The 20,248-nt window shown below is 61.2% G+C and carries 16 protein-coding genes; 14 read left to right on the top strand and 2 right to left on the bottom strand.

Features of this window, described 5'->3' with window-relative positions; translation table 11 throughout:
- Nucleotides 1–3: 3 nt before the first annotated feature.
- Both G494_RS0101470 and G494_RS0101465 read right to left on the bottom strand, forming a co-directional pair.
- Entirely contained in the window at nucleotides 4–1,122 is a 1,119-nt protein-coding gene (locus G494_RS0101470; RefSeq protein WP_028583097.1) for an alginate O-acetyltransferase AlgX-related protein, read from the bottom strand.
- Nucleotide 1,123: 1 nt separating this feature from the next.
- Entirely contained in the window at nucleotides 1,124–2,698 is a 1,575-nt protein-coding gene (locus G494_RS0101465; RefSeq protein ID WP_208597622.1) for an MBOAT family O-acyltransferase, read from the bottom strand.
- 198 nt (nucleotides 2,699–2,896) lie between these two features.
- Here G494_RS0101465 and G494_RS0101460 point away from each other — a divergent pair, with 198 nt between their 5' ends.
- The 14 genes from G494_RS0101460 (at nucleotide 2,897) to G494_RS0101395 (ending at nucleotide 20,244) form a co-directional block, all read left to right on the top strand.
- On the top strand, nucleotides 2,897–4,156 hold the full coding sequence (locus tag G494_RS0101460; protein ID WP_028583095.1) for a glycosyltransferase family 4 protein: 1,260 nt from the start codon (nucleotides 2,897–2,899) through the stop codon (nucleotides 4,154–4,156).
- Between the two features lie 5 nt (nucleotides 4,157–4,161).
- Nucleotides 4,162–5,139: an NAD-dependent epimerase/dehydratase family protein gene (locus tag G494_RS0101455; protein ID WP_035245050.1), complete on the top strand. Its 978-nt coding sequence runs from the start codon at nucleotides 4,162–4,164 to the stop codon at nucleotides 5,137–5,139.
- Nucleotides 5,136–5,966 (top strand): acyltransferase, encoded by an 831-nt coding sequence (locus tag G494_RS0101450; RefSeq protein ID WP_051305208.1) that lies wholly within the window; start codon nucleotides 5,136–5,138, stop codon nucleotides 5,964–5,966. The genes G494_RS0101455 and G494_RS0101450 overlap by 4 nt, the downstream gene beginning before the upstream one ends.
- A gap of 3 nt (nucleotides 5,967–5,969) precedes the next feature.
- Nucleotides 5,970–6,956, top strand: a complete 987-nt coding sequence (locus G494_RS0101445) for a lysylphosphatidylglycerol synthase transmembrane domain-containing protein (RefSeq protein ID WP_028583092.1) — start codon at nucleotides 5,970–5,972, stop codon at nucleotides 6,954–6,956.
- Nucleotides 6,957–7,003: 47 nt separating this feature from the next.
- Nucleotides 7,004–8,047, top strand: a complete 1,044-nt coding sequence (locus G494_RS0101440; RefSeq protein ID WP_028583091.1) for a glycosyltransferase family 2 protein — start codon at nucleotides 7,004–7,006, stop codon at nucleotides 8,045–8,047.
- A gap of 250 nt (nucleotides 8,048–8,297) precedes the next feature.
- Nucleotides 8,298–9,155: a hypothetical protein gene (locus tag G494_RS0101435; protein WP_028583090.1), complete on the top strand. Its 858-nt coding sequence runs from the start codon at nucleotides 8,298–8,300 to the stop codon at nucleotides 9,153–9,155.
- Between the two features lie 45 nt (nucleotides 9,156–9,200).
- On the top strand, nucleotides 9,201–10,199 hold the full coding sequence (locus tag G494_RS0101430) for an SGNH/GDSL hydrolase family protein (protein ID WP_028583089.1): 999 nt from the start codon (nucleotides 9,201–9,203) through the stop codon (nucleotides 10,197–10,199).
- 133 nt (nucleotides 10,200–10,332) lie between these two features.
- Complete coding sequence (locus tag G494_RS24960; RefSeq protein WP_153305718.1) at nucleotides 10,333–11,136, top strand: hypothetical protein; 804 nt, start codon at nucleotides 10,333–10,335, stop codon at nucleotides 11,134–11,136.
- A gap of 20 nt (nucleotides 11,137–11,156) precedes the next feature.
- Complete coding sequence (locus tag G494_RS0101420) at nucleotides 11,157–12,812, top strand: glycerol-3-phosphate dehydrogenase/oxidase (protein ID WP_028583088.1); 1,656 nt, start codon at nucleotides 11,157–11,159, stop codon at nucleotides 12,810–12,812.
- A 203-nt stretch (nucleotides 12,813–13,015) separates the two neighbouring features.
- The gene (locus tag G494_RS0101415; protein WP_028583087.1) at nucleotides 13,016–15,805 is read left to right on the top strand and encodes a hypothetical protein; all 2,790 of its coding nucleotides are present in this window, start codon (nucleotides 13,016–13,018) and stop codon (nucleotides 15,803–15,805) included.
- A gap of 18 nt (nucleotides 15,806–15,823) precedes the next feature.
- On the top strand, nucleotides 15,824–16,813 hold the full coding sequence (locus G494_RS21385) for a glycosyltransferase family 2 protein (RefSeq protein ID WP_051305206.1): 990 nt from the start codon (nucleotides 15,824–15,826) through the stop codon (nucleotides 16,811–16,813).
- A 47-nt stretch (nucleotides 16,814–16,860) separates the two neighbouring features.
- The gene (locus G494_RS0101405) at nucleotides 16,861–18,186 is read left to right on the top strand and encodes a radical SAM protein (protein WP_028583086.1); all 1,326 of its coding nucleotides are present in this window, start codon (nucleotides 16,861–16,863) and stop codon (nucleotides 18,184–18,186) included.
- A gap of 184 nt (nucleotides 18,187–18,370) precedes the next feature.
- Nucleotides 18,371–19,339: a glycosyltransferase family 2 protein gene (locus G494_RS0101400; RefSeq protein WP_028583085.1), complete on the top strand. Its 969-nt coding sequence runs from the start codon at nucleotides 18,371–18,373 to the stop codon at nucleotides 19,337–19,339.
- Between the two features lie 47 nt (nucleotides 19,340–19,386).
- Nucleotides 19,387–20,244 carry a glycosyltransferase family 2 protein gene (locus G494_RS0101395; protein WP_153305717.1) on the top strand — a complete coding sequence of 286 codons (858 nt, stop codon included), beginning with the start codon at nucleotides 19,387–19,389 and terminating at the stop codon, nucleotides 20,242–20,244.
- The last annotated feature ends 4 nt before the right edge of the window (nucleotides 20,245–20,248 follow it).

Below are 20,248 nucleotides of genomic sequence, written 5' to 3'. Positions count from 1 at the left end.
GGATTATCCTTCCGGGGTTCTGAGCCAGCGGCTCGTCCGTTGTTCAATTACGATATCAGGGGCCTGTTGTTGGCTGATCTCCTGGAGGTTCGCCAACCGTACCGGGCTGTGGGGGATGTAAGAGATAAAGCGAAAGGACTCCGAGAGATAGGGCATCATGGCCAGGGAGTAGGAGTCGCGGAACATCACCACCCGGTGGTGTTTGCCTTCGCAGCTGGTGGAGAACCACTGCTTGTTGCGGTTGGTATCGTTGTGTTCCCCCTTCAGGGTGGCGCTGGGCAGACAGCTCGGCTGCCAGTCGATCGGAATCGGGACCTCTTCCCGGACCGACTGGCGGAGGTTCAGGGAGCGGGCCAGATCGCCTCCTGGTTCGCTGCTCATCTTGAAGTCCCGGGCCTTGAGGGAGACGGAGCTGATATCCTGGAGGTGCTTGCGCAGTTCTCTGATGATCTGTTGATAGCCGATATAGGCGCCATAACTGTTCCAGTGGGTGTCGGTCTTGTGGTAGGGGCGCAGCCGTCGTTTCATCCGGGCCAAGGCCCGGCGCATGTCCACCACCGGTACCTGGGTGTGGTTGCGCAGGTAGTCGATCAGCTGATCGGCCCGGGATTCGGGCTGCACCGGTTGGTAGGCCTGGGGCAGCTCTTCCGGGTAGAGCAGGGGCTTGCTGGGGGTGAGGACAAAGATATAGACGATTCCCCGCTCTTTGAGCCAGGCTTGCTTGGCCGAGAGCACCCGGGCCCAGTGTTGGAGCTCACCCGGCGAAAAGGGCCAGAGGTTGCGCATGTCCCTGACATGGTCCCGGCCGTTTTGAAAGAGCCAGCCATCTCTGCCGACGATGACACGTTTCGAGGTCGAGGTGTTCAACAGGGCGAACTGAAAGGAGTTGTACCCCTGAACCAGGGGTTCGCGCAAGCCGAAATGGTCGTTGTAGTAGGCCTCAAAGTCCCGGGGGAAACGGGAGATCTCCGCCAGCTTCAGGCTCGGAGGCGGGGCCAGTCGACGTTTTTCGCTGATCGAGACCTCCTGATGGGGGGTGGCCAAGGTGACCAGCAGCGGGGTCCAGAGGGCAAGGAGAAAGAGGACGATGAAGCCGTAGCGGATGGTTCGTGGGCAGTTCATCTTAAAACCTGAAATAGATAAAAGGGTTATGGGTACCGGCGGCCAGTTCCATGGCGCAGCCGGTCAGGAGGAAAAAGCCCCAGCAGGCCTGGGCCAGGCAGAGCAGGGCCCGGCCGTTTCGGCTCTCTCCATGGCTGCGGAGCACACCTTGGTGTACCTTGCCGGCAAGGGGGGTTGCAGCGACGATCCCGACCAGGGCCGCCAGGATGGTCGCCTTGTTCCAGAAGAGACCCAGGGGATGCAGCCAGGGCACGCCAGAGCCGAACCCGGCCATGGCCTGGAGGAAGCCGAGGCTGTGGCTGAGGTCGTTTCCCCGGAAAAAGACCCAGCTGAGCAGCACCCCGGCCAGGAGGTAGAGGTGTTGGCAGGGACGCCACCAGCCGGCAATGAGCCTACCCAGGCGGCCGCGCTCGGTCACCAGGAAGCAGCCGTGGAGCAGCCCCCAGATGATGAAGTTGACGCTGGCCCCATGCCAGAGGCCGCAGAGCAGGAAGACGAGCAGGAGGTTGAGGCCGGTGCGTCCGGGCCCCCTGCGGTTGCCGCCCAGGGGGATGTAGAGGTAGTCGCGAAACCAGCGGGAGAGCGAGATGTGCCAGCGCTGCCAGAATTCACGGAAGGAACGGGCTGTATAGGGGTAGTTGAAGTTGATCAGCAGTTCGAAGCCGAACAGTCGGCCCAGGCCGATGGCCATGTCAGAGTAGCCGGAAAAGTCAAAGTAGATCTGGAGGGTGTAGGCAAAGCTGCCGCTCCAGGCCAGCAGCGGGGTCAGCTCCGTGGTCGGCAGGCCAAAGACCTGATCTGCGACTCCTGCCATGGGATTGGCCAGGAGCATCTTCTTGGCCAGTCCGGTGAGGAAGAGCAGGGCGCCGCCGGCGAATCTGATGCTGGTGTGGGAGCGATGGCGCAGCTGTCGGGCGATATCGTGGTAGCGGACGATGGGGCCGGCGATCAGCTGGGGGAAGAGGGCGATGTAGAGGCCGCAGTCCAGCAGGCTGCGCTGGGCCCTGGCCTGGCCCCTGGAGACGTCCACCAGGTAGGAGATGGCCTGGAAGGTGAAAAAGGAGATGCCTATTGGGAGATGAATGGGCTGGAGCTGAATGGCAGGGAGATGAATAACAGACAGCTGGCTGGGCTGGAGGCCGGGAGGCGCGAGGGCAACCAGGCTAAGCAGCTGGTTGAGGCTGTCCACCGCAAAGTTGGCATACTTGAAGCCGCCCAGCAGCAACAAGTTGAAGCCCACGGTTCCGGCCAGGAGCAGTCGGCGACGCGGTCCAGGAAGCGTTCCGCCCAGGGCGAGTCCGCCCCAGTAGTTGAAGCCGATGGAGAGCAGCATCAGCCCCAGGTAGACCCCCTCGCCCCAGGCATAGAAGAAGAGGCTGGCCCCCAGGAGAACCAGGTTGCGCCACCTGGTGGCACCGGCAAGGTAGTAGCTGCTGATAACCAGCGGCAGAAAGAGAAAGAGAAAGGTTGTCGAGCTGAATACCACGGAGAGAATAGGGCAGCCGTTTGAGTTGAATAGGCAGGCGGACTCAGCCCCCTGCTCTACGATTTGCGCAGACCAAAACCAAGAATACACAATTTTTTCCTTGCTGTCTCCCTGGAAACGTCGCTATACAACGGCCACCTCTATTTGAAGGGAGGGCCAATAGCTGTTGTCTCGTCCCAGCTTGCCGTCATTGGCAAGAATCTACCAATCAGCCTGTAATCCTATGGACCCTGTAGATCTGAAGCAAGCCCATCGTCCCATGCACCTTTCCCATACCGGATCGCTGAGATGATGGTGCGGAGTAAAGAGCTCCATCAGCAGCCCGGCAAGGGGCGGGTGCTGCTCATCGCGCCCCAGCCCTTCTATGAGGAGCGCGGTACCCCGATGAACGTGCGGCTGATGTGCACGGTCCTGGCCAGGGCGGGGTATCAGGTCGACCTGGTGGCCTTTCCCACGGGCAGGGATCTGGAGATTGCAGGTGTGCGGCTGATTCGCCTGCCCAATATTCTCGCCACCTCCCATATTCCCATCGGTTTTTCCTGGAAAAAGATGGTCTTTGACCTGCTCCTGCCCCTCTGGTGCGGCTCTCTCTGTCTTGTCCATCGTTATGCGGTGATCCATGGGGTGGAGGAGGGCGGGGTTTTGGCCGTGGCCCTGGGACGTCTCTGCAAAAAGAGCGGGACCATCTTTGATATGGACTCGGTCATGTCTGCCCAGTTCGGGTCCAAGGGAGCCCTTGCTGCCCTGGTCCGGCGAGTGGTGGCAGGGCTGGAGCAGTGGGCCATGGGCCGGGCCGAACTGATCCTCACCGTCTGTGAGGCCCTCTCCGAGGAGGCCCGCTCGGTGCAACCCGGGGCACGCATCGTCCAGATCGAAGATATCCCCCTGGAGTTCGCCTTTCCCCTGGAGAGGGAGGAGGCCCTCCGGGCTGAGGCCGCGGTGGCACAGGCGGTGGCACAGTACCGGCTGGGGGCCGGCAAGATGCTCCTCTATACCGGTAATCTCCAGTCCTATCAGGGGATCGAGTTGTTGCTGGAGGCCTGGGGCCTGTTCATGGCAGACCAGGGAGGGGAGCAGCCCTGTCAGTTGGTCATCGTGGGCGGCCCTGCAGAGCTGGCAGCGCGTCTTCAGGAGGGCCTTGCCGGCCGCAGCTGGGCCGAGAGCGTCTGCTTCACCGGGCCCAGGCCGGCGGCTGAGATGTCTGCCTGGATGGAGCTGGCCCATGGCCTGATCTCGCCCCGCTCCCAGGGGGAGAACACGCCCCTGAAGCTCTACACCTACATGGCCACCGCTAAGCCCATCATCGCCACCCGAATGCGCACCCACACCCAGGTCCTAAGCGATGAGACCGCCTTCCTGGTCGCAGCCGAACCCCGGGCCATGGCCCGGGAGATCGGGCGGGTCCTGGGTGGGGCGGCAGCGCACGAGGGGGCCCGGCGGGGAGCGGCAGCCCGGGCCCTGGTCCGGGAGCAGTTCAGCTACCAGATATTTACCAAAAAACTGCTCCAGGCCTATGCACAGGCAACGGGGCAGACAAGCAATGGTTGAGCATTATGGAAACAGTACTTGTCACCGGTGGTAACGGCTTTTTAGGCTCCCACCTGGTCACTGCCCTGATGGAACAGGGTGATACGGTTCGAATTCTGGCCCGCCGCCACGGCGATCAGGCCGCCAGGCAGGGCGCGGAGACCATCTGGGGCGATATCCGTGACCCGGAGGCCGTGGGCCGGGCCGTGGCCGGGGTAGACCGGGTGATCCATACGGTCTCCAACTTCCGCCATGGCGGCTCGGACAAGGGCGAGGCCCACTCCATCAACGTGGAGGGGACCCGGCTGGTCCTGGAGGCCTGCGAACTCCATGGGGTCAAGCAGCTGGTCCACTGCTCCACCATCGGGGTGCACGGCAGTGTCCGCGAGATCCCGGCCACCGAAACCACCCCCTACAATCCAGGTGACCTCTACCAGCAGACCAAGCTGGAGGCCGAGCAGGAGGTCTGGCGTTTTGCCGAGCAGGCCGGCTTCCGGACCACGGTGATCCGTCCCATCTCCCTGATCGGTCCGGGAGACAAACGGATGCTCAAGCTCTTTCGGATGATCAAGCAGGGCAAGTTTGTCAAGATCGGCCCCTGTCAGGCCTTTTTCCAGCCTGCCTACATCGATGATGTGGTGGCCGGATTTCTGCTTTGCCTGGGGAATGAACAGGCCTATGGCCAGGTCTTTATCGTGGGCAGCGACGAGTATGTACCCCTGGAAGAGCTCTTTGTAATCATTGCCGAGGAACTGGGAGTCAAGCCACCCTCGGTGCGCATCCCCCTGCAACCGGTGCTGCTCCTGGCCGGCTTGTGCGAGGCGCTCTGTGTCCCCCTGGGGATCGAGCCGCCCCTCCACCGCCGGCGGGTGAGCTTCTTTCAGAACAACCGCGCCTTTGACATCGCCAAGGTCAAGAATCGGCTCGGTTACCAGCCCCAGGTGGGGTTGCGCGAGGCCCTCAGGCGTACCATTGCCTGGTACGAACAGGAGGGCTGGTTATGAGCGAGTTACAGCGTCCTGAGCGTCCTGGGCAGCCTGAACGACCGGAGCAGCAAGGGCAGGAAGAGATCCTTGCCGCCGAGGGCGGTGGCCAGGGCAAGACCGCCCTCCAGTCTGCCCTGACCGATGAGCGCAAGTCAGGTCTTCAGAAGTATCAGCAGCTGGTGATCGGCCAGGGCGGAGTGCTCCGGCTGCTCTTCTATGAGCTGCTCATCCTCCTGATAGGTCCCCTTCCCGGGGCCGCCGGTCTGCTGCTCCGGGCCAAGCTCTATCCCCTGCTTTTCGGCTCGGTGGGACGAAACGTGGTCTTTGGCCGTTCCATGACCATCCGTCATCCCCATAAGATCCACCTCGGCGATAATGTGGTCTGCGATGATTACACGGTCCTGGATGCCAAGGGAGAAGAGAACCGCGGCATTGTCATCGGCGATAATGTCATGATCGGCAGGTCCACGGTGCTCAGCTGCAAGAACGGCGATATCTTCATCGGCGACAACAGCAACATCGCCCTGGGCTGTTTCATCCAGTCCGCCAGAGAGGTGCACATCGGCAGCCATGTCCTCTTTGCGGCCTACTGCTATGTCATCGGCGGCGGCGATCACCAGACCCAGCGGCTGGATATCCCCATCCTCAGCCAGGGCCAGGTGGTGCGCGGGGTAACCATCGAGGATAACTGCTGGCTGGGCGGCGGGGTGATGGTCCAGGACGGGGCGGTCATCGGCCGCGACAGCATCATCGGCAGCGGAGCCGTGGTCCGGGGGGAGATCCCTCCCTTCAGCGTGGCTGCCGGGGTTCCTGCCCGGGTCAAGAAGTCCCGGCAGGAAGGCTAGCTCGTGGCCAACCTCTCCCAGCGAAGCCGCTATCTTCTCAAGCTGCTGGTCAGCTGTTCTATTATTGGTTTGATCCTCAGTCGGATCGATTGGCAGACTTTTATGACCACCCTGAGCCGGGGAGATCTCTCCATGCTGGCTACGGCCTTTGTCCTGCTCTGGCTTGAGCGGGTCTGGGCGGTATTCAAGTGGCGCTACCTGCTGCTGGCCCAGGGGGCCCGGATATCCACCTGGGCCCTGTTCTCCATCTACAATATCGGCGCCTTCTGGGGGCTGTTTCTGCCCTCCAGCCTCAGCACCGATGTGGTCCGGGGCTACTATCTCTCCAAATCCACCGCCAACCTGGAACTCTCGGCCGCCTCGGTGGTGGTGGACCGGATGATGGGGCTGTTTTCCCTGCTCTTTCTCTGCCTGGTCAGTGTCCTGCTCTACAGCTCCAACTTTGAGGGGGGCCTGATCTACTATGTCCTGGGGTTAAGCTGCTGCACAGTGGCGGCGGCCTGCTGCGCCTTCTGGGAGGCCGTGCCCCAGGTACTGGAAGAGCGGTTGGTTTTTTTCCGAGAGCAGCGCTTGGGGCGAAAAGTGCTGGGGATGTATCGTTCCTTTCTTCAGTTCAAACGCTACCCCAGGGTGATGTTCACCTCCTTTGGCTACTCCCTGGTGCTGCAGCTGATCCGGGTGGTGACCATCTATATCACGGCCCTGGCCTTTGGCATCGAGGCCGAGCTGCTCACCTATTTCATCGTGGTGCCCATCACCGTGGTGGTCATCATGATTCCGATCTCGGTGGGCGGCCTGGGGGTGAGGGAGGGTTCTTTTGTCAGCCTCTTTGCACTGGTGGGGCTTGATGTCAATCAATCCTTTGCCATCTCCGGGACCAACTCCATCATGGTCACCGTGATCGGCCTGATGGGGGGGATCTTTTACCTTTTTCACAAACAACAAAGCCCGGGCCGGAAAGCGTCTTCACCGGTTGATGAGGCGACTTAGGCGACAATTCAGCCATGGCGCAGGCCATGGGAGAGAGGAGTAGAAGCGTGAAGATTTTTTCGAGTGCGGATGTGACCATCGCTGTCCTCAACTATAACGGTTTGGATAAGATTCCGGATCTCTTTGCCTCCATCAAGGAGCTGGAGCAGGAGGTGGCCGAGGTCATCATGGTGGATGACGGCTCCACCGACGGCAGCCCCGAGTGGGTACGGGCCAACCATCCCCAGGTGCGACTGGTGCTCTTGCCGGAAAACTCCGGGGGCATGCTCAACCTGGTCCGCAACCGGGCCCTGGCCGCGGCCCGGACCGACCTGGTTTTTATCGTGGATAACGATGTGGTCCTCAGCCCCGACTGTGTGGAGGCCGCCCTGCTCGGAATGAATACCCTGCCCGGAGCCACGGTCTGTACGACCCGGGCCGTGTACGAGGAAAAGCCCAACCTGATCTACCAGGATGGCCAGCTGCTCCACTATATCGGGGCCTCGCCCAATATCAACCGGGACCGGGAACTCACCGAGGTGGATCAGGAGCCGCGGTTGAGCATCGGCTGGGGGGTGCAGCTGATCAACAAGGTCAAGACCGCCGAGTTCGGCTGGTTTAACGAGGCCTACTCCCTGGGCTGGGGTGATGACGGCGAGTTCAACCATAAACTCAACATGGCCGGCTGCAACTGTTACCATATCCCTGCCTCGGTGGTGCTGCACAAGCGTCACAGCGCCTCCAAGCGTTATGTCAGTGCGGTCCGCAACCGCTGGCGATTTATCCTGGAGATGTACCAGTGGAAGACCATCCTCCTGATCAGTCCGGCCCTGCTCTTTTATGAATTTCCCCTGTTCGGCTTTCTGCTGCTGCAGCGTCGGCCCAGGGATTACTTCCGGGGTATGGCCAGTGTCTTCAGCCAACTGCCGAGCATCTTCAAGGAGCGACGAAAGATTCAGGCCAGGCGCACGGTCCCTGATCGTCAGCTGATGGGCTGTGGAGATATCTTTGTCTACAGCGATGAGATGTCTTCCCCGCTCCTGCGCATGGGGTACAAATTTTTAAACAATGCCCTGTTTTTTTACTGGCGAATAATCCGTAACGCGTTATAAACCCTTAGGAATCATTCTTTACTAGAGGGAATCTGAAATAATGGCTACCTTGAAAAATTAGGTTTTTTGATCAAGGTCAAGGCGCGCGATAGATTGTACCGCAGGCATATATACGATATTCCGAGGATATAATTTTGAGCGCAACGCCGAGATTGGAAGAAAAAGCAACTTTTCAAGGTGGCCTAATGATCTGCCTGTGAGCCTGACTGTGGACGTTGGGGTTCCGGGCTGAGATGATGAGGAGCGTCTAATGTCGATCTCGGTACAGAGGTGTTTAAGCTGTTTTTTCTTGGCGACCATGGTGTCGGTCGGTCTCCTGCTGGGTGGGGTTGTCCCCGGAGCTGCAGCGGCTCCGGCTGGAGCGGCTGAGCCGATCATGGTCTGGACCCAGGAGGCGGAGGGCCTCTATCAGGTCTACCTGAGCCGGCAGGTCGATGGCCAGTGGCAGACGCCCCAGGCGATCTCCACCAATAAAAAACTCAATATCGTGCCTGCGGTCACCGCCACCCGGGCAGGAGAGATCTGGGTGGTCTGGGCCGTCTTTGATCAGGGGGCTACGGATCTCTATTTCCGTCGCTTCAGCGACGGCGCCTGGGCAGAGTCTGAAAAGATCGAGACCGGTCTGCAGGCCAATATCGCCCCCTCTCTCCTGGTGGACAGCAGCCAGGTGGTCTGGCTGGTCTGGTCAGGAAGCGATGGCCAGGATGATGACATCTACTATGCCCGCTGGAACGGATCGGCCTTTGAACCGGCCCAGCGGATTGCAGATAATGCGGTGCCCGATGTCCTGCCGGTTCTGGGACTGAACTCCAAGGGCATGGTCTGGGCGCAGTGGCAGTATCATGGCGAGGCAGGCTATCAGACCAGAACCGCGGTCTGGAGCGGGGAGGGCTGGAGTGAGCCTGTGGAGGCCAGCCCTTCGTTCCTGCTGCGGCGGCTTGAGCCTGCTGCGTCGGTCGCTGTCGAGGAGCCGACCCTTGAATTCGAGATTCCCGACTTTGTCGCCAACCCTGACACCCTTAGTCTGTTTCTGCCGGAGCAGGAGGTCCAGTCCATTCCTGTGCGACTGTTGAATCGCCAGGGGCAAGAGGCCGGGAAACGACAGTAAGCGCTGAACCATCCAAAGAACAAGTACCTGAAGGGGGCCTTGAGAGTGAAAAAAAACATTGTGATTCAGGTGATAGCGGCGCTGCTGTTCGGTTGTCTCGCCACGGCAGCGCAGGCCTATGTGATCATCGCCTTTGGTGATTCCATTACCTACGGGACCGGCAGTTCAACCGGGGGCTACCCCACCAAGTTGGAGGCCCTGCTGGCAGCGGCCGGTGCCCCGTCAACCGTGCTCAACTACGGTCAACAGGGAGAGACCACGTCCTATGGCTCCGGTCGGATCGATGCCCCCTTGGCAGCGCATCCCGGTGCCAACTTCATCCTGATCCTTGAGGGGACCAACGATCTCTTCTTCGGGATGTCCCTGGGCGCCACCCAGTTTCATCTGGAGACCATGATCGCCAAGAGTCGTAATGCCGGGGTCACTCCGGTCCTGGCCACCCTGACCCCTGATACCCGGGCAAATGGCGTGACCAAGGATATCCAGGGGACCTATAATCCGATGATTCGGTCCGTGGGCGCCAACCTGGGGGTCGCGGTGGTGGATATGTATGCTGCGGTGGCACCCAACTGGGGGGGATGGACCGCTGACGGCATCCACCCCAATGACGGCGGCTATCAGGTCATTGCCGAGGCCTGGAAGGGGGTGATCGTCTCCTCCGGAGGTGGCGGTGGCGCTGGAGGCGGCGGTGGTGGTGGAGGCGGTTGCTTCATCGCCACGGCAGCCTTTGGCTCTGCCGTGGAACCCCATGTCCACCTTCTCAAGGAGTTCAGGGACCAGATCCTGCTGCCCTCAGCCTTGGGCAAACGCTTCGTCTCCCTCTACTATCACTATTCACCGCCCATCGCCCGGGTGATTGCCGAGCATGAGGGGCTGAAGGGCCTGGTTCGGATCCTGCTCTATCCGCTGCTGATCTTGAGTTACCTCCTGGTCAAGGCTGCGTTCTGGCAACAGCTGTTGGCCCTGCTGCTCCTGGCCGGAACCTCTGCGCTGGGGCTCTGGCTGATTCGCCGGCATCGCATCCCCGCTAAGACCGCCAGCTAAGAGCAGGCAGGAAATGGGGACCTCACCCGCGTCTGCGGGCGGGGTCGTCAGCTTTTGGGGGAAGGGACAGCTGCTGTTCCTTCCCTTTCGTCTTTTTGAGGGCTCCCGGCCGGGAGCCAAGGGGGATCGTTGGATGTATCTTCTTGACGGACATGTCCATCTGCAGCACCAGGACCGACTGGTAGAACTCTTGGACTGCTGTAGCGCTAATATGCGCCAGCCAAGGAACCGGGAAGGTGCAGAGGCGCCTCTGCAGGGGGTACTCCTGATGGCCGCCCTGCCTGGGCAGGGCTGGCCCCAGGCGCTCTATGGCTGGGCCAGGGAGGGGAAGCTCCTCCCTGGCCGATCACAGTGGAGGATGAGCTGCAGCAGAGAGCAGGGCAGCGTGGTCGCCACCAGCGAGCAGGGGGACTGCCTGGTCTGCATCATCGGCGAGCAGGTGAACACCAGGGAGCGACTGGAACTGCTGCTCTTTGGGCTGCAGGAACCGTATCAAGCCTCGGGGCTGGCAGACAGCATCGAGCAGGCCTGTGCGGCCGGGGGGCTGGTGATCCTTCCCTGGGGGGTGGGCAAGTGGTTGGGGGCGCGCGGTCGGCTGATCCGGCACCTCCTGGCCGACAAGGGGCATCTTTCCTTCTTCCTGGGGGATAACGCAGGTCGGCCGCGCTTCTGGCAGAGGGTTCCCCAGTTTGTCCTTGCCCGGGCGCAGGCAAGGGCGATTATCCGGGGCACGGATCCTCTGTTGCTGCCCGGTGAACTGGAGCGGGTGGGCAGTTTCGGTACCCGGGTTGAGGCGGAGCTGGACCTGGAGCATCCCCTGGCCGGTCTGCAGCGTGCCCTGGGGGCGGGTGAGCGGCCATTGAACGACTATGGCGAGCTCCAAGGCCTTGGCCGTTTTTTCCGGAACCAACTCCTCCTCCGTTTACCTCTTTCTTAACGACCAGGGTACAGAGACGTATGAAACGAGATCTTGAGCAGCTGCAGACCACCACCTTTGACCTGGCCGTGGCCGGAGGCGGCATCCATGGGGCCACCATTGCCGCCCTTGCTGCAGCCTGCGGCCTCTCCACGCTGCTCCTGGAACGGGGCGATTTCTGCGGCGCCACCTCGGCCAACAGCCTGAAGATCCTCCACGGCGGTCTGCGCTATCTCCAGCATCTCGATCTTCCCAGGATCAGGGATTCCATTGTCAGTCGTCGCTGGATGATGGCCAACTTTCCGGATCTGGTTGAGCCCTTACCCTGTGTCATGCCCACCTCGGGCAGGGGGCTGCGGAGCAGAGGCGTCATGGCCCTGGGGCTGCTGCTCAACGACCTCTTCAGTTGTACCCGCAACCGCGGACTCCCTCTCGGTCGACGACTGGGGCGGGGCAGGGTGATTTCGGCTGCAGCCTGTGCCAGGATCATCCCCGGCTTCGATCCTTCGCTCCACACCGGGGGCGCCGTCTGGCACGATGCCCTGGCCCTGAATCCGGAACGCATTGTCCTGGATCTGGTCAACCGCTTGAGCGAGCTGGGCGGTGCGGCCGCAAACTATGTCAGCCTGCGCTCCATCTCGGATGAGGATGGATGCAAGCTCCTGGAGTGTGAGGATGAGGAGGGGAACGGGCCCTTTCAGGTGCGAGCGCGCTGGCTGGTCAATGCCACCGGTCCGGGCTGTGCCCAGTTTGCCGAGCTCCAGCGGGAACTGGCCCCGATCTGTAGCGGCTGGAGCCGGGCCGTCAACCTGGTGGTCAAGCCCCGGTTGTTTTCCGGTTATGGGGTAGGGCTCGAGGGACAGAGTTCCTTTGTCGATCAGGATGCCGTCATTCAGAAGGGCAAACGCCTCTTCTTCTTTGTTCCCTGGCGGGGCAAGACCATGATCGGAACCGTCTATAGCCCCCACCCGGATCCCAGCCAGGCCCCGGAGATCAGCAGAGAGGAACTCTGCGCCATCCTGGAGGAGGTCAACCAGATCAACCCCCAGGCCCGGCTGCGCTATCAGGATATCTCTCTTATCCATATCGGTCTGATGCCCTCGATCCCCCTGGAAAACGGCGGGCCCTTTGATGTCCAGCTGGATAAAAAGGCCGCCCTGGTGGATCACGGCGCCTTAGGCGGTTCTCCCCGGGTGTTGACGGTGAAGACCGTCAAGTACACCACCGCCTTCTCGCTGGCCTCTCAGGTGATGGCCCATCTGGCCGGCCAGGGCCTGGCCCTGGAGCCGCAGTGGCGGGCCAGGATCCGCAGCCTGATGCCGGAGGCCGCCGGCCCGGGTGCAGTCAAAGAGCTCCCCGGCTATCTGCTCCGCCGATATGGCCGTCAGGCGGCCCGGGTGTATCCCTACCTTGCCCCGGACAGGGGAGGGCAGGTCGTGAAGCCGCCCGTCGAGGAACCGGAGCCTGTTGATCAGGGGGAAATCCGTTATGCCGTTGCCGAGGAGATGGCCCTTCACCTGGAGGATATCCTCTTTCGGAGAACGGATCTGGCGACCGCAGCCATGGTCCCGCAGCCTCTGCTGGAGCAGTGTGCCGCCACCATGGCAGAGCTGCTGGGCTGGGATGAAGAGCAGCAGGCCGCCGAGCTGCGGCGGGTGATGGATCGCCTTCGCCCCCTGGATCCTGGCAGCTCATAATGGCCTGAAGTGTAGAGCAGAGGTGCCGCCCTTTTTTTTAACCCTTTCTTTTTCGCCTAAATTGAGCTATATAGTCATCTTTTTACAAGTTGTTTAGCCCTCTCGGCGAGTCGTCGTCTTCCGCTCCCCGGCGCTCTCTTCCAAGGCTGCCAGGATAGCGGAAGATGGGCTGAAGATGCCACCAACACCAGCAAGGAATGCGCATGCAGCAGAACCTCCCCATCATCCGGATGAAATTCGGCCTGGGCCTGACCACCTTTGCCACCATCCTGCTTGAACTCTCCATGGTTCGGGTCTTTGATGTGATCCTCAACCCCTCCATGGGCTACATGGTGGTCACTGCGGCCATGTTTGCCCTGGGACTGGGAGGGATCTATGTCTACCTGTTGAAATCCGGAGAGGCTGATCTGCAGAGGCTGCTCCCCCTGCTCTCCTGGGCCTATGGCGGGGCTGCCCTGGCCCTGTTGCCGACCCTGAACCTGCTCCCCTTTGATATGAACTTCGGGGGCTCGATCACTGTCCAGCTTCTCTCCTGGGCCGGCCTCTATGCAGCCTTGATTATACCCTTCTTCATCGGCGGGATTATCATCTCCATGGTCTTTTCCATCTGTTCCGCAGAGAGCCATGGCCTCTACTTCTTTGACCTCCTGGGTGCAGGCCTCGGCTGTCTGCTCCTGGTGCCGCTGATTCCCCTCTTCGGTCCCGGTGGAATGCTCTTTGTGATTGCGGCCATGCTGGTTGCAGCCGGCTGCTGCTTCTCCTCCCTCTCCATGCCTCGCTTACTCCTGGCCGTACCGGTGATCGTCGGGATCCTTGCCGTCCCCCTGCTGCAGGAGAGTTACCTTGAATTTCGCGGTCATGGCAACAAGCGGGGTATCGACCGCTGGATCAAGGAGGGCAAGCGCGATTATGTGCGCTGGGATGCGGTCTCCAAGCTGGACGTCTTTAACGCCCATCCCCATGCCAAGTACTTTGCCCTGGACGGTGGTCAGCAGGCCTCCTGGCTCTCTGCCTTTAACGGAGATCTCGACCAGTACCGGCAGGAGCGGGCAGCCAACCCCGGGGGCTACTATTTCGGCCTCAACTCCCTGGCCCATTTCTTCAAGCAGGACAGCCATGCCCAGGTCCTGATCCTGGGAGCCGCGGTGGGTGGTGAGACCAAGGCTGCCCTGGTCTTTGGTGCCGACCATGTGGATGCCATCGAGTTGGTCGGGGCCATGGTGGATGCCGCCAAGGGGCGCTACGCAGACTACTCCGGCAACATCTTCAACCATCCCAGGGTGAACTACCAGGTGGGTGAGGGACGGACCTTTCTTCGTTCCTCGGACCAGCGCTATGACATCATCCAGATGTTCAGCAACCACACCAGCTCCAGCATTGCCCAGGGAAGCGGAGCCCTGGGGGCTGCCTACCTCCAGACCGCTGAGGCCTATATCGAATACTTCCAGCACCTCAAGGAGGACGGGATCCTCTCCATCAATCGCCATATCTATCCCAGGATGCTCACCACCGCCGCCCTGGCATGGGAGCGGCTGGGAAGAGGCGATTTCAGCCGCCATGTCCTGGTCCTGGAACGCTACAGCAAGGATAGCCTGCCCACCATGCTGGTCAAGATGAGTCCCTGGAGCCGGGCGGAGATCGAGCGGGTGCATGACTATGCCAACCGGGAAAAGACCAAGCGTCTTCAGCGGGCCGTGGCGGTGCGTCCCTCTGTCAAGGTGCTCAAGGGGCAACCCTTTCAGTCAGCATTTATCTCCCAGCTGGAGAGCCTGAGCGAGATCCCGCTGCTCATCGGTACCTATACGCAGCCTGGCCTGGCCTCCACCCTTACCCTCAGGTTGCGGACCGCTGGAGAGGAGAGGCTGGTCCGCCTTGACGGGGCAGGGATCGGGGATAACCAGGATGCAGTCTTTATCCTCTCTCCTCCCCTTGGCGGGGTGAAGGGAGAGGAGATCCGGCTGGAGCTCTCCTCTGATAATCCTGACCCTGAGCAGGCCTTCTCGGTCTGGCTCAACGAAAAGGGCCGGCCCGTGCTGCCGGCAGAGATTGTCGGTGCGGTCGAGACCTACCAGATCGCCTTTGACCCTTTGCAGCCGGAGGGGAACCTCCTGCCTGCCCGCTTCCTGGAGCAGCCCTTTCCCGAGGAGCTGGCTGCCCAGGCCGATTACCGGCTCACACCGGTGACCGATGACAAGCCCTTTTTTAACATGATCCGCAAGAATACCCGCTGGCTGAGCGTGGGCGCGTCCAGGTTTATCGACGGCGGTACGGTCAATGTGCTCAACTCCCAGCTGCTCCCCTTCCTCTCCCGGGACCTGATCAGCTTTTTTGTGGTCGGGCTGGTCTCCATCCTCTTTGCCTGTCTGTTTGTCTTTATTCCCCTGCTGGCCTCTTCGGCGGGCAAGGCCAGATGGCAGGGGCGCGGCTGGTACCTGCTCTACTTTTCCTGTCTGGGCGCCGGCTTTATTATCATTGAGCTGATGTTGATCCAACTCTTTACCAAGCTCATCGGCTTTCCCACCCATACCTTTGCCACGGTGCTCTTTTCCCTGCTCTTTGCCGCCGGGATCGGTTCGGCAGCCTCCAAACGCTGGCGCCTGGATGAGCCTCGGCGCTGGCCCCTGATCTTTGTGGCCATTCTGGTGGTCAACATCCTCTTCCTGCTCTCCTACCAGCGCCTCTTTGCTGTTCTGCTCCAGTATGATCTCTGGCTCCGAGTCGGAGCAGCAGTCCTGATGATGCTGCCCCTGGGCTTTTTTCTGGGCATGCCCTTTCCGCTGGGCATGTATCGTCTGGGCCAGGTGGAGCCCCGCGGTATCCCCTGGGCCTGGGGAATGAATGGTTTTTTTACGGTCTTTGGCGGTTTTTTGAGCCTGCTCTGTGCCTTTTTCTTCGGTTTTCGGCTTGCCCTGCTCTTTGGCCTGCTTATCTATATGGTGGCCTGGCTCGCCTTTGGCCGGATCGCAGCCCTCTCCACCCAGCGGTGGCGTTGATTGAGCGAAGAGGCCGCCATGGCGAGGGCTGGAATCTCTGCCCACAGCTCCGCTGAGCCCGCTCCTGCGGCAGCCCCCTCAGGGGCCCGGGTGCTGGCGGTGGTGGTCAGCTATCAGCCGGAGCCGCAGCAGCTGGCCCAACTCTGTGCCAGCCTGGACGAACAGCTCAGCCATACCCTCCTGGTGGACAATGGCAGCGGTGCAGGCCTGCCGGCAGAGTATGACCCCGGACGGCTCTCCGTCCTTGTTCTGGGAGAGAATCACGGTATCGGCCATGCCCAGAACCAGGGGCTGGCCTGGGCCCTGACCCGTGATTTCAGCCATCTGCTCCTCCTGGATCAGGACAGTCTCCCGGCCAGCGGAATGGTGGACGCCCTGTTGGCGGCGGAGGCGCAGCTGATCGCACAGGGCATAGCGGTGGCAGCCGTGGGGCCCTGTCCGGTCTCCGGGGAGACCCGGCAGGCAGAATCCTTTGCACTCCACCCGGAGCCAGGAGCGGAGTCCTCCATCGGCGGGTTAGAGCGGGTCCGCTATCTTCATGCCTCGGGTACCCTGGTGCGGCTGGAGGTGATGACCGCCGTCGGTGGGATGGATGGTTCGCTCTTTATCGATCTGGTGGATATGGAGTGGTGCTTCCGGGCCGCAGCTCTGGGCCGGTACTGTTTCGGGGTTGCAGCCGCCCGGCTCTATCATCAGGTGGGCTGGAAACAGCGGCTCGGCTTTGGTCCCCTGAGCCGGAGGATAAGCGTGCACCCGCCGCTGCGCAGCTACTATCAGCTCCGCAACAGCCTGTTGCTCTTCAGGAAGCGCTGGGTGCCGAAATCGTGGCTCTGCTCTTATACCATGCGAAAGGTGCTGCTTCGTTGTATGGTACTGCTGCTTGTTGCCCCTGGGCGCCGCCAGCGTTGGATCTTCCTGTTGAGGGGGATCTGGGATGGCCTGACCGGGGTCAGGGGGCCGTATCGGTACGGCCGGCATGGTCGAGCCAGGCAGCAGGGCTGCATCTAAGATGGAGAACATTTTCCCGGCAAGGAGTTTGCTCAGGATGACCCATTATGAACTGTGAAATTCTGCATACCCTCTATATCAAGAGCAACGGCGAGGTCCTCTGTAACGATGACTTTGGCGAGCGTATTCTCCTGGGCCGGGTCTCCTCCGAGACCACCGCCGCCAGCCTGGATGAGCTTTTGAACAATGAGGCCTATGGCCATATACGGAGTTCCCTGGCCGCAGGCAGGGTCCCCTGGGAAGGGGTCTGTGAAGAGTGTGCCTTTCTCCGTAGTGAAGAACCCTTTGCCGACCCCCTGGCCGAAAAGCGGCTGAGCAAACTCCAGCTGGAGCCCTCGCTGCTCTGCAACCTGGACTGTCGCTGCTGCAGCAATGATCTTCAGATCACCACCAGGGAGCAGCCCCACCTGATGGAGCCTGCAACCTATGAGGCGGTGCTCTCGGCCCTAAGGAACCGGGGCTATCGCCTGGACAGCGTCGAGTACTGCGGCCAGGGCGAGCCCCTGATGCACCCCAGGTTTGCCGAGTTTGTCCAGCTGACCAAACGCTACTACCCCCAGGCCTGGCAGCGGCTGATCACCAACGGTAACGTCTCCTATGAACGGACCGTCGGCGCCGCCCCCCTGGATGAGGTGATGGTCGCCGGAGACGGCCTCTACCAGGAGAGCTACGCCCAGTACCGGGTCAAGGGCAGGGTGGAGAAGGTGCTCCGCTTCATGGGCGATGGGGTTGCCGCCAAGGAGCGGGGCCGCCCCCTGGTCATCTGGAAATATATCCTCTTTGAATTCAACGACTCCAAGGAAGAGCTGCTGGCTGCCCAGGAGAGGGCCCGGGAGCTGGGGGTGGATACCCTGGTTTTTGTGGTGACCCACTCCCAGTATCACTCTCAAAGATATACCATGGAGAGCATCGCCTCCCTGCCCATTGTCCAGGCCAACGTCACCACCAATGCCCACCCCTCTTTTTTTGACGGGGTCTTGTACGGCAGCCCGCAGCGTTCCCTGATCGCCGGCCTGGGTGAAAAGCTGCGCAGACGTTGGCAGGCCAGGATCGATGAGGTGATGATCATGCCCGGCGAGTTGCTGCAGCTCCGCGGCTGGGCCGCGGCCGAGACGGAGATAGCCCTGATCAGGCTCTATGCAGGGGACGCATACCTGGGGGAGACCCTGCCCACCGACCTGCGGCCCGACGTGGAGGCCGTCTATCCCCGTTTCCGTCATCAACCCCTGGGCTTTCGTTTTTCCGCCCAGCTGGAGGGGGTGGTGGAGAAGATCTCTCTTACCCTCCACCTCTATGATCATCAACAGGAGGAAATCGGCCGCCTGAGCGCCCCCTTTGTCTTTGCCCTGGAGCAGGGTGCTGCTCCGGACTGAGTTTGCTTGAATTTGCTTGAATAATGGGGTTGCGGTCAAACCCGAGATCGTATCCCGGCCATGGAGCCGGTAGCCTGGCAGGAGCCGAGACCGCTCCCGGGCGTCGCCCTGTCTCTTTGAGTGGTGACGAGTGGCGCTTTGCCGATCTTTCGCTTTTAATGTTTTGAATTTTTTGAGGTACCTTGTGGATCTATCAGTGGTTGTGCCCATCTATAACGAAGAAGAAAATATTCCCTATCTCTATGAGGAGATCAGCGATGCCCTGGCCGAGACCGGGCGCTCCTATGAGATCATCTTTGTGGATGACGGCTCCCGGGATACCAGCCTTCAGGTCTTGGAGGGGCTCCAGGAGAGGGATGAGCGGGTGGTGGTGGTCAGCTTTCGCCGCAATTTCGGCCAGACCGCAGCCATGTCCGCCGGCTTTGACTATGCCGAGGGTGAAATCTGTATTACCATGGATGGCGATCTCCAGAATGATCCCCGGGATATCCCCGCCCTGGTGGCCAAGGTGGAGGAGGGTTATGACGTGGTCACTGGCTGGCGCTTCGACCGCAAGGATCCCTATCTCTCCAGAAAGCTGCCCTCCAAGCTGGCCAACCGCTTGATCTCCTGGATTACCGGGGTGAAACTCAATGACTATGGCTGTACCCTCAAGGCCTTCCGCAAGGAGGTGGCCTCTAATATCAGGCTCTACGGGGAGATGCATCGCTTCATTCCCGCCATTGCCAGCGGCATGGGGATCAGCTTCACCGAGGTCAAGGTCAACCACCGGGCCCGTCGTTTTGGGAGCTCCAAGTACGGCATCTCCCGGACCCTGCGGGTGGTCCTGGACCTGATCACGGTCAAGTTTTTGCTCAGCTATGCCACCAAGCCGCTCCATGTCTTTGGCGGAGTGGGCTTCCTCTCCTCATCCCTGGGGATGATCATGGCCCTGGTCATGACCATCCAGCGTCAGTTTTTCGGGGTCCCCCTGGGAAGTCGGCCGCTGTTGCTCCTGGCCATTCTCTTGATCTTCATAGGGATTCAGTTCATCACCATCGGCCTGGTGGCCGAGTTGGTGGTCCGGACCTATCATGAGTCACAGAGCAAGCCCATCTATCATGTGCGCAGGGTTCTGGGCCGTGATCAGGGAGCATCGTCCTCGCCTGCCTGACCGGGGCGAGAGCTCCATCAGCCGCTCCCCTGCGGGGGAGCGATACCTTGAATCGTCCTACCTGCGCCCTCTTATCCGCCATGACCTCAGTCGCCACGGTGATCGTCAGCCATAACTCCGGCCTTGTGCTCGGAACCTGCCTCCAGGCAGTGGCTGAGCAGAGCCTCCAAAGTCTCTCCACGGTGGTGGTGGATGCGGGCTCAAGCTCCAGCGTGTACCTGGATCGTCTCCAGGAAGCGTATGGGTTTCGCCTGGAGAAACAGGCCAACCTGGGGTTCAGCCGGGCTAACAACCTGGGCTACGCCCTCTGTCCGGTCGAGGCTGAGCTGATCCTGTTCCTCAATCCCGACGCCTTCATGGCCGCCACCACCCTGGAGCAGGCCGTGGGATTGATGGCTGCCCAGCCGGAGGTCGGTTGTCTCACCGCTCGCCTGCTGGGCTATGATATCGAGCAGGGGCGGCCCACCGGCCTGCTCGACTCCACCGGAATCTTCCGTAGCTGGTATGGCCGCTGGTATGACCGTGGCCAGGGGAGAGAGGATCGGGGACAGTTTGACCGGGCCGAGGAGGTTCCGGCCGCCTGTGGGGCCTTCATGCTCTGTCGGCGTACGGCGCTGGATCAGGTCGCCCTGGACGGGGGCGCGGTCTTTGATCCTGACTTTTTTCTCTACAAGGAGGATATCGAGCTGAGCCTGCGCCTGCGTAAACAGGGCTGGAAGATCGGCTATGCACCTGAACTGCAGGTCTATCATGGCCGCGGCTGGCAGCGACGGCGCAGCCGGATGTCCCTGGCGCTGCGGAGGATCGCCGCAAAAAACGAGATCCTGCTCTACCGTAAGCACCCCTCCTGCTATATCCTCTGGGCCCTGGTCAAGTACCTGGGGGTACGGGGGCTAGGACTGTGAGCCG

It is taken from the genome of Desulfogranum mediterraneum DSM 13871, from assembly GCF_000429965.1.
Classification (GTDB): Bacteria; Desulfobacterota; Desulfobulbia; order Desulfobulbales; family Desulfobulbaceae; genus Desulfogranum; species Desulfogranum mediterraneum.
The sequence above is the reverse complement of the archived record's forward strand: the minus strand, read 5'-3'. Positions and strand labels throughout refer to the sequence as shown.

Bases quoted from the DNA above. Each gene is read 5' to 3' on its own strand.
- G494_RS0101470 (WP_028583097.1), bottom strand. From the start codon at position 1,122: ATGAACTGCCCACGAACCATCCGCTACGGCTTCATCGTCCTCTTTCTC.
- G494_RS0101460 (WP_028583095.1), top strand. From the start codon at position 2,897: ATGATGGTGCGGAGTAAAGAGCTCCATCAGCAGCCCGGCAAGGGGCGG.
- G494_RS0101455 (WP_035245050.1), top strand. From the start codon at position 4,162: ATGGAAACAGTACTTGTCACCGGTGGTAACGGCTTTTTAGGCTCCCAC.
- G494_RS0101450 (WP_051305208.1), top strand. From the start codon at position 5,136: ATGAGCGAGTTACAGCGTCCTGAGCGTCCTGGGCAGCCTGAACGACCG.
- G494_RS0101435 (WP_028583090.1), top strand. From the start codon at position 8,298: ATGTCGATCTCGGTACAGAGGTGTTTAAGCTGTTTTTTCTTGGCGACC.
- G494_RS24960 (WP_153305718.1), top strand. From the start codon at position 10,333: ATGTATCTTCTTGACGGACATGTCCATCTGCAGCACCAGGACCGACTG.
- G494_RS0101420 (WP_028583088.1), top strand. From the start codon at position 11,157: ATGAAACGAGATCTTGAGCAGCTGCAGACCACCACCTTTGACCTGGCC.
- G494_RS0101415 (WP_028583087.1), top strand. From the start codon at position 13,016: ATGCAGCAGAACCTCCCCATCATCCGGATGAAATTCGGCCTGGGCCTG.
- G494_RS21385 (WP_051305206.1), top strand. From the start codon at position 15,824: ATGGCGAGGGCTGGAATCTCTGCCCACAGCTCCGCTGAGCCCGCTCCT.
- G494_RS0101405 (WP_028583086.1), top strand. From the start codon at position 16,861: ATGAACTGTGAAATTCTGCATACCCTCTATATCAAGAGCAACGGCGAG.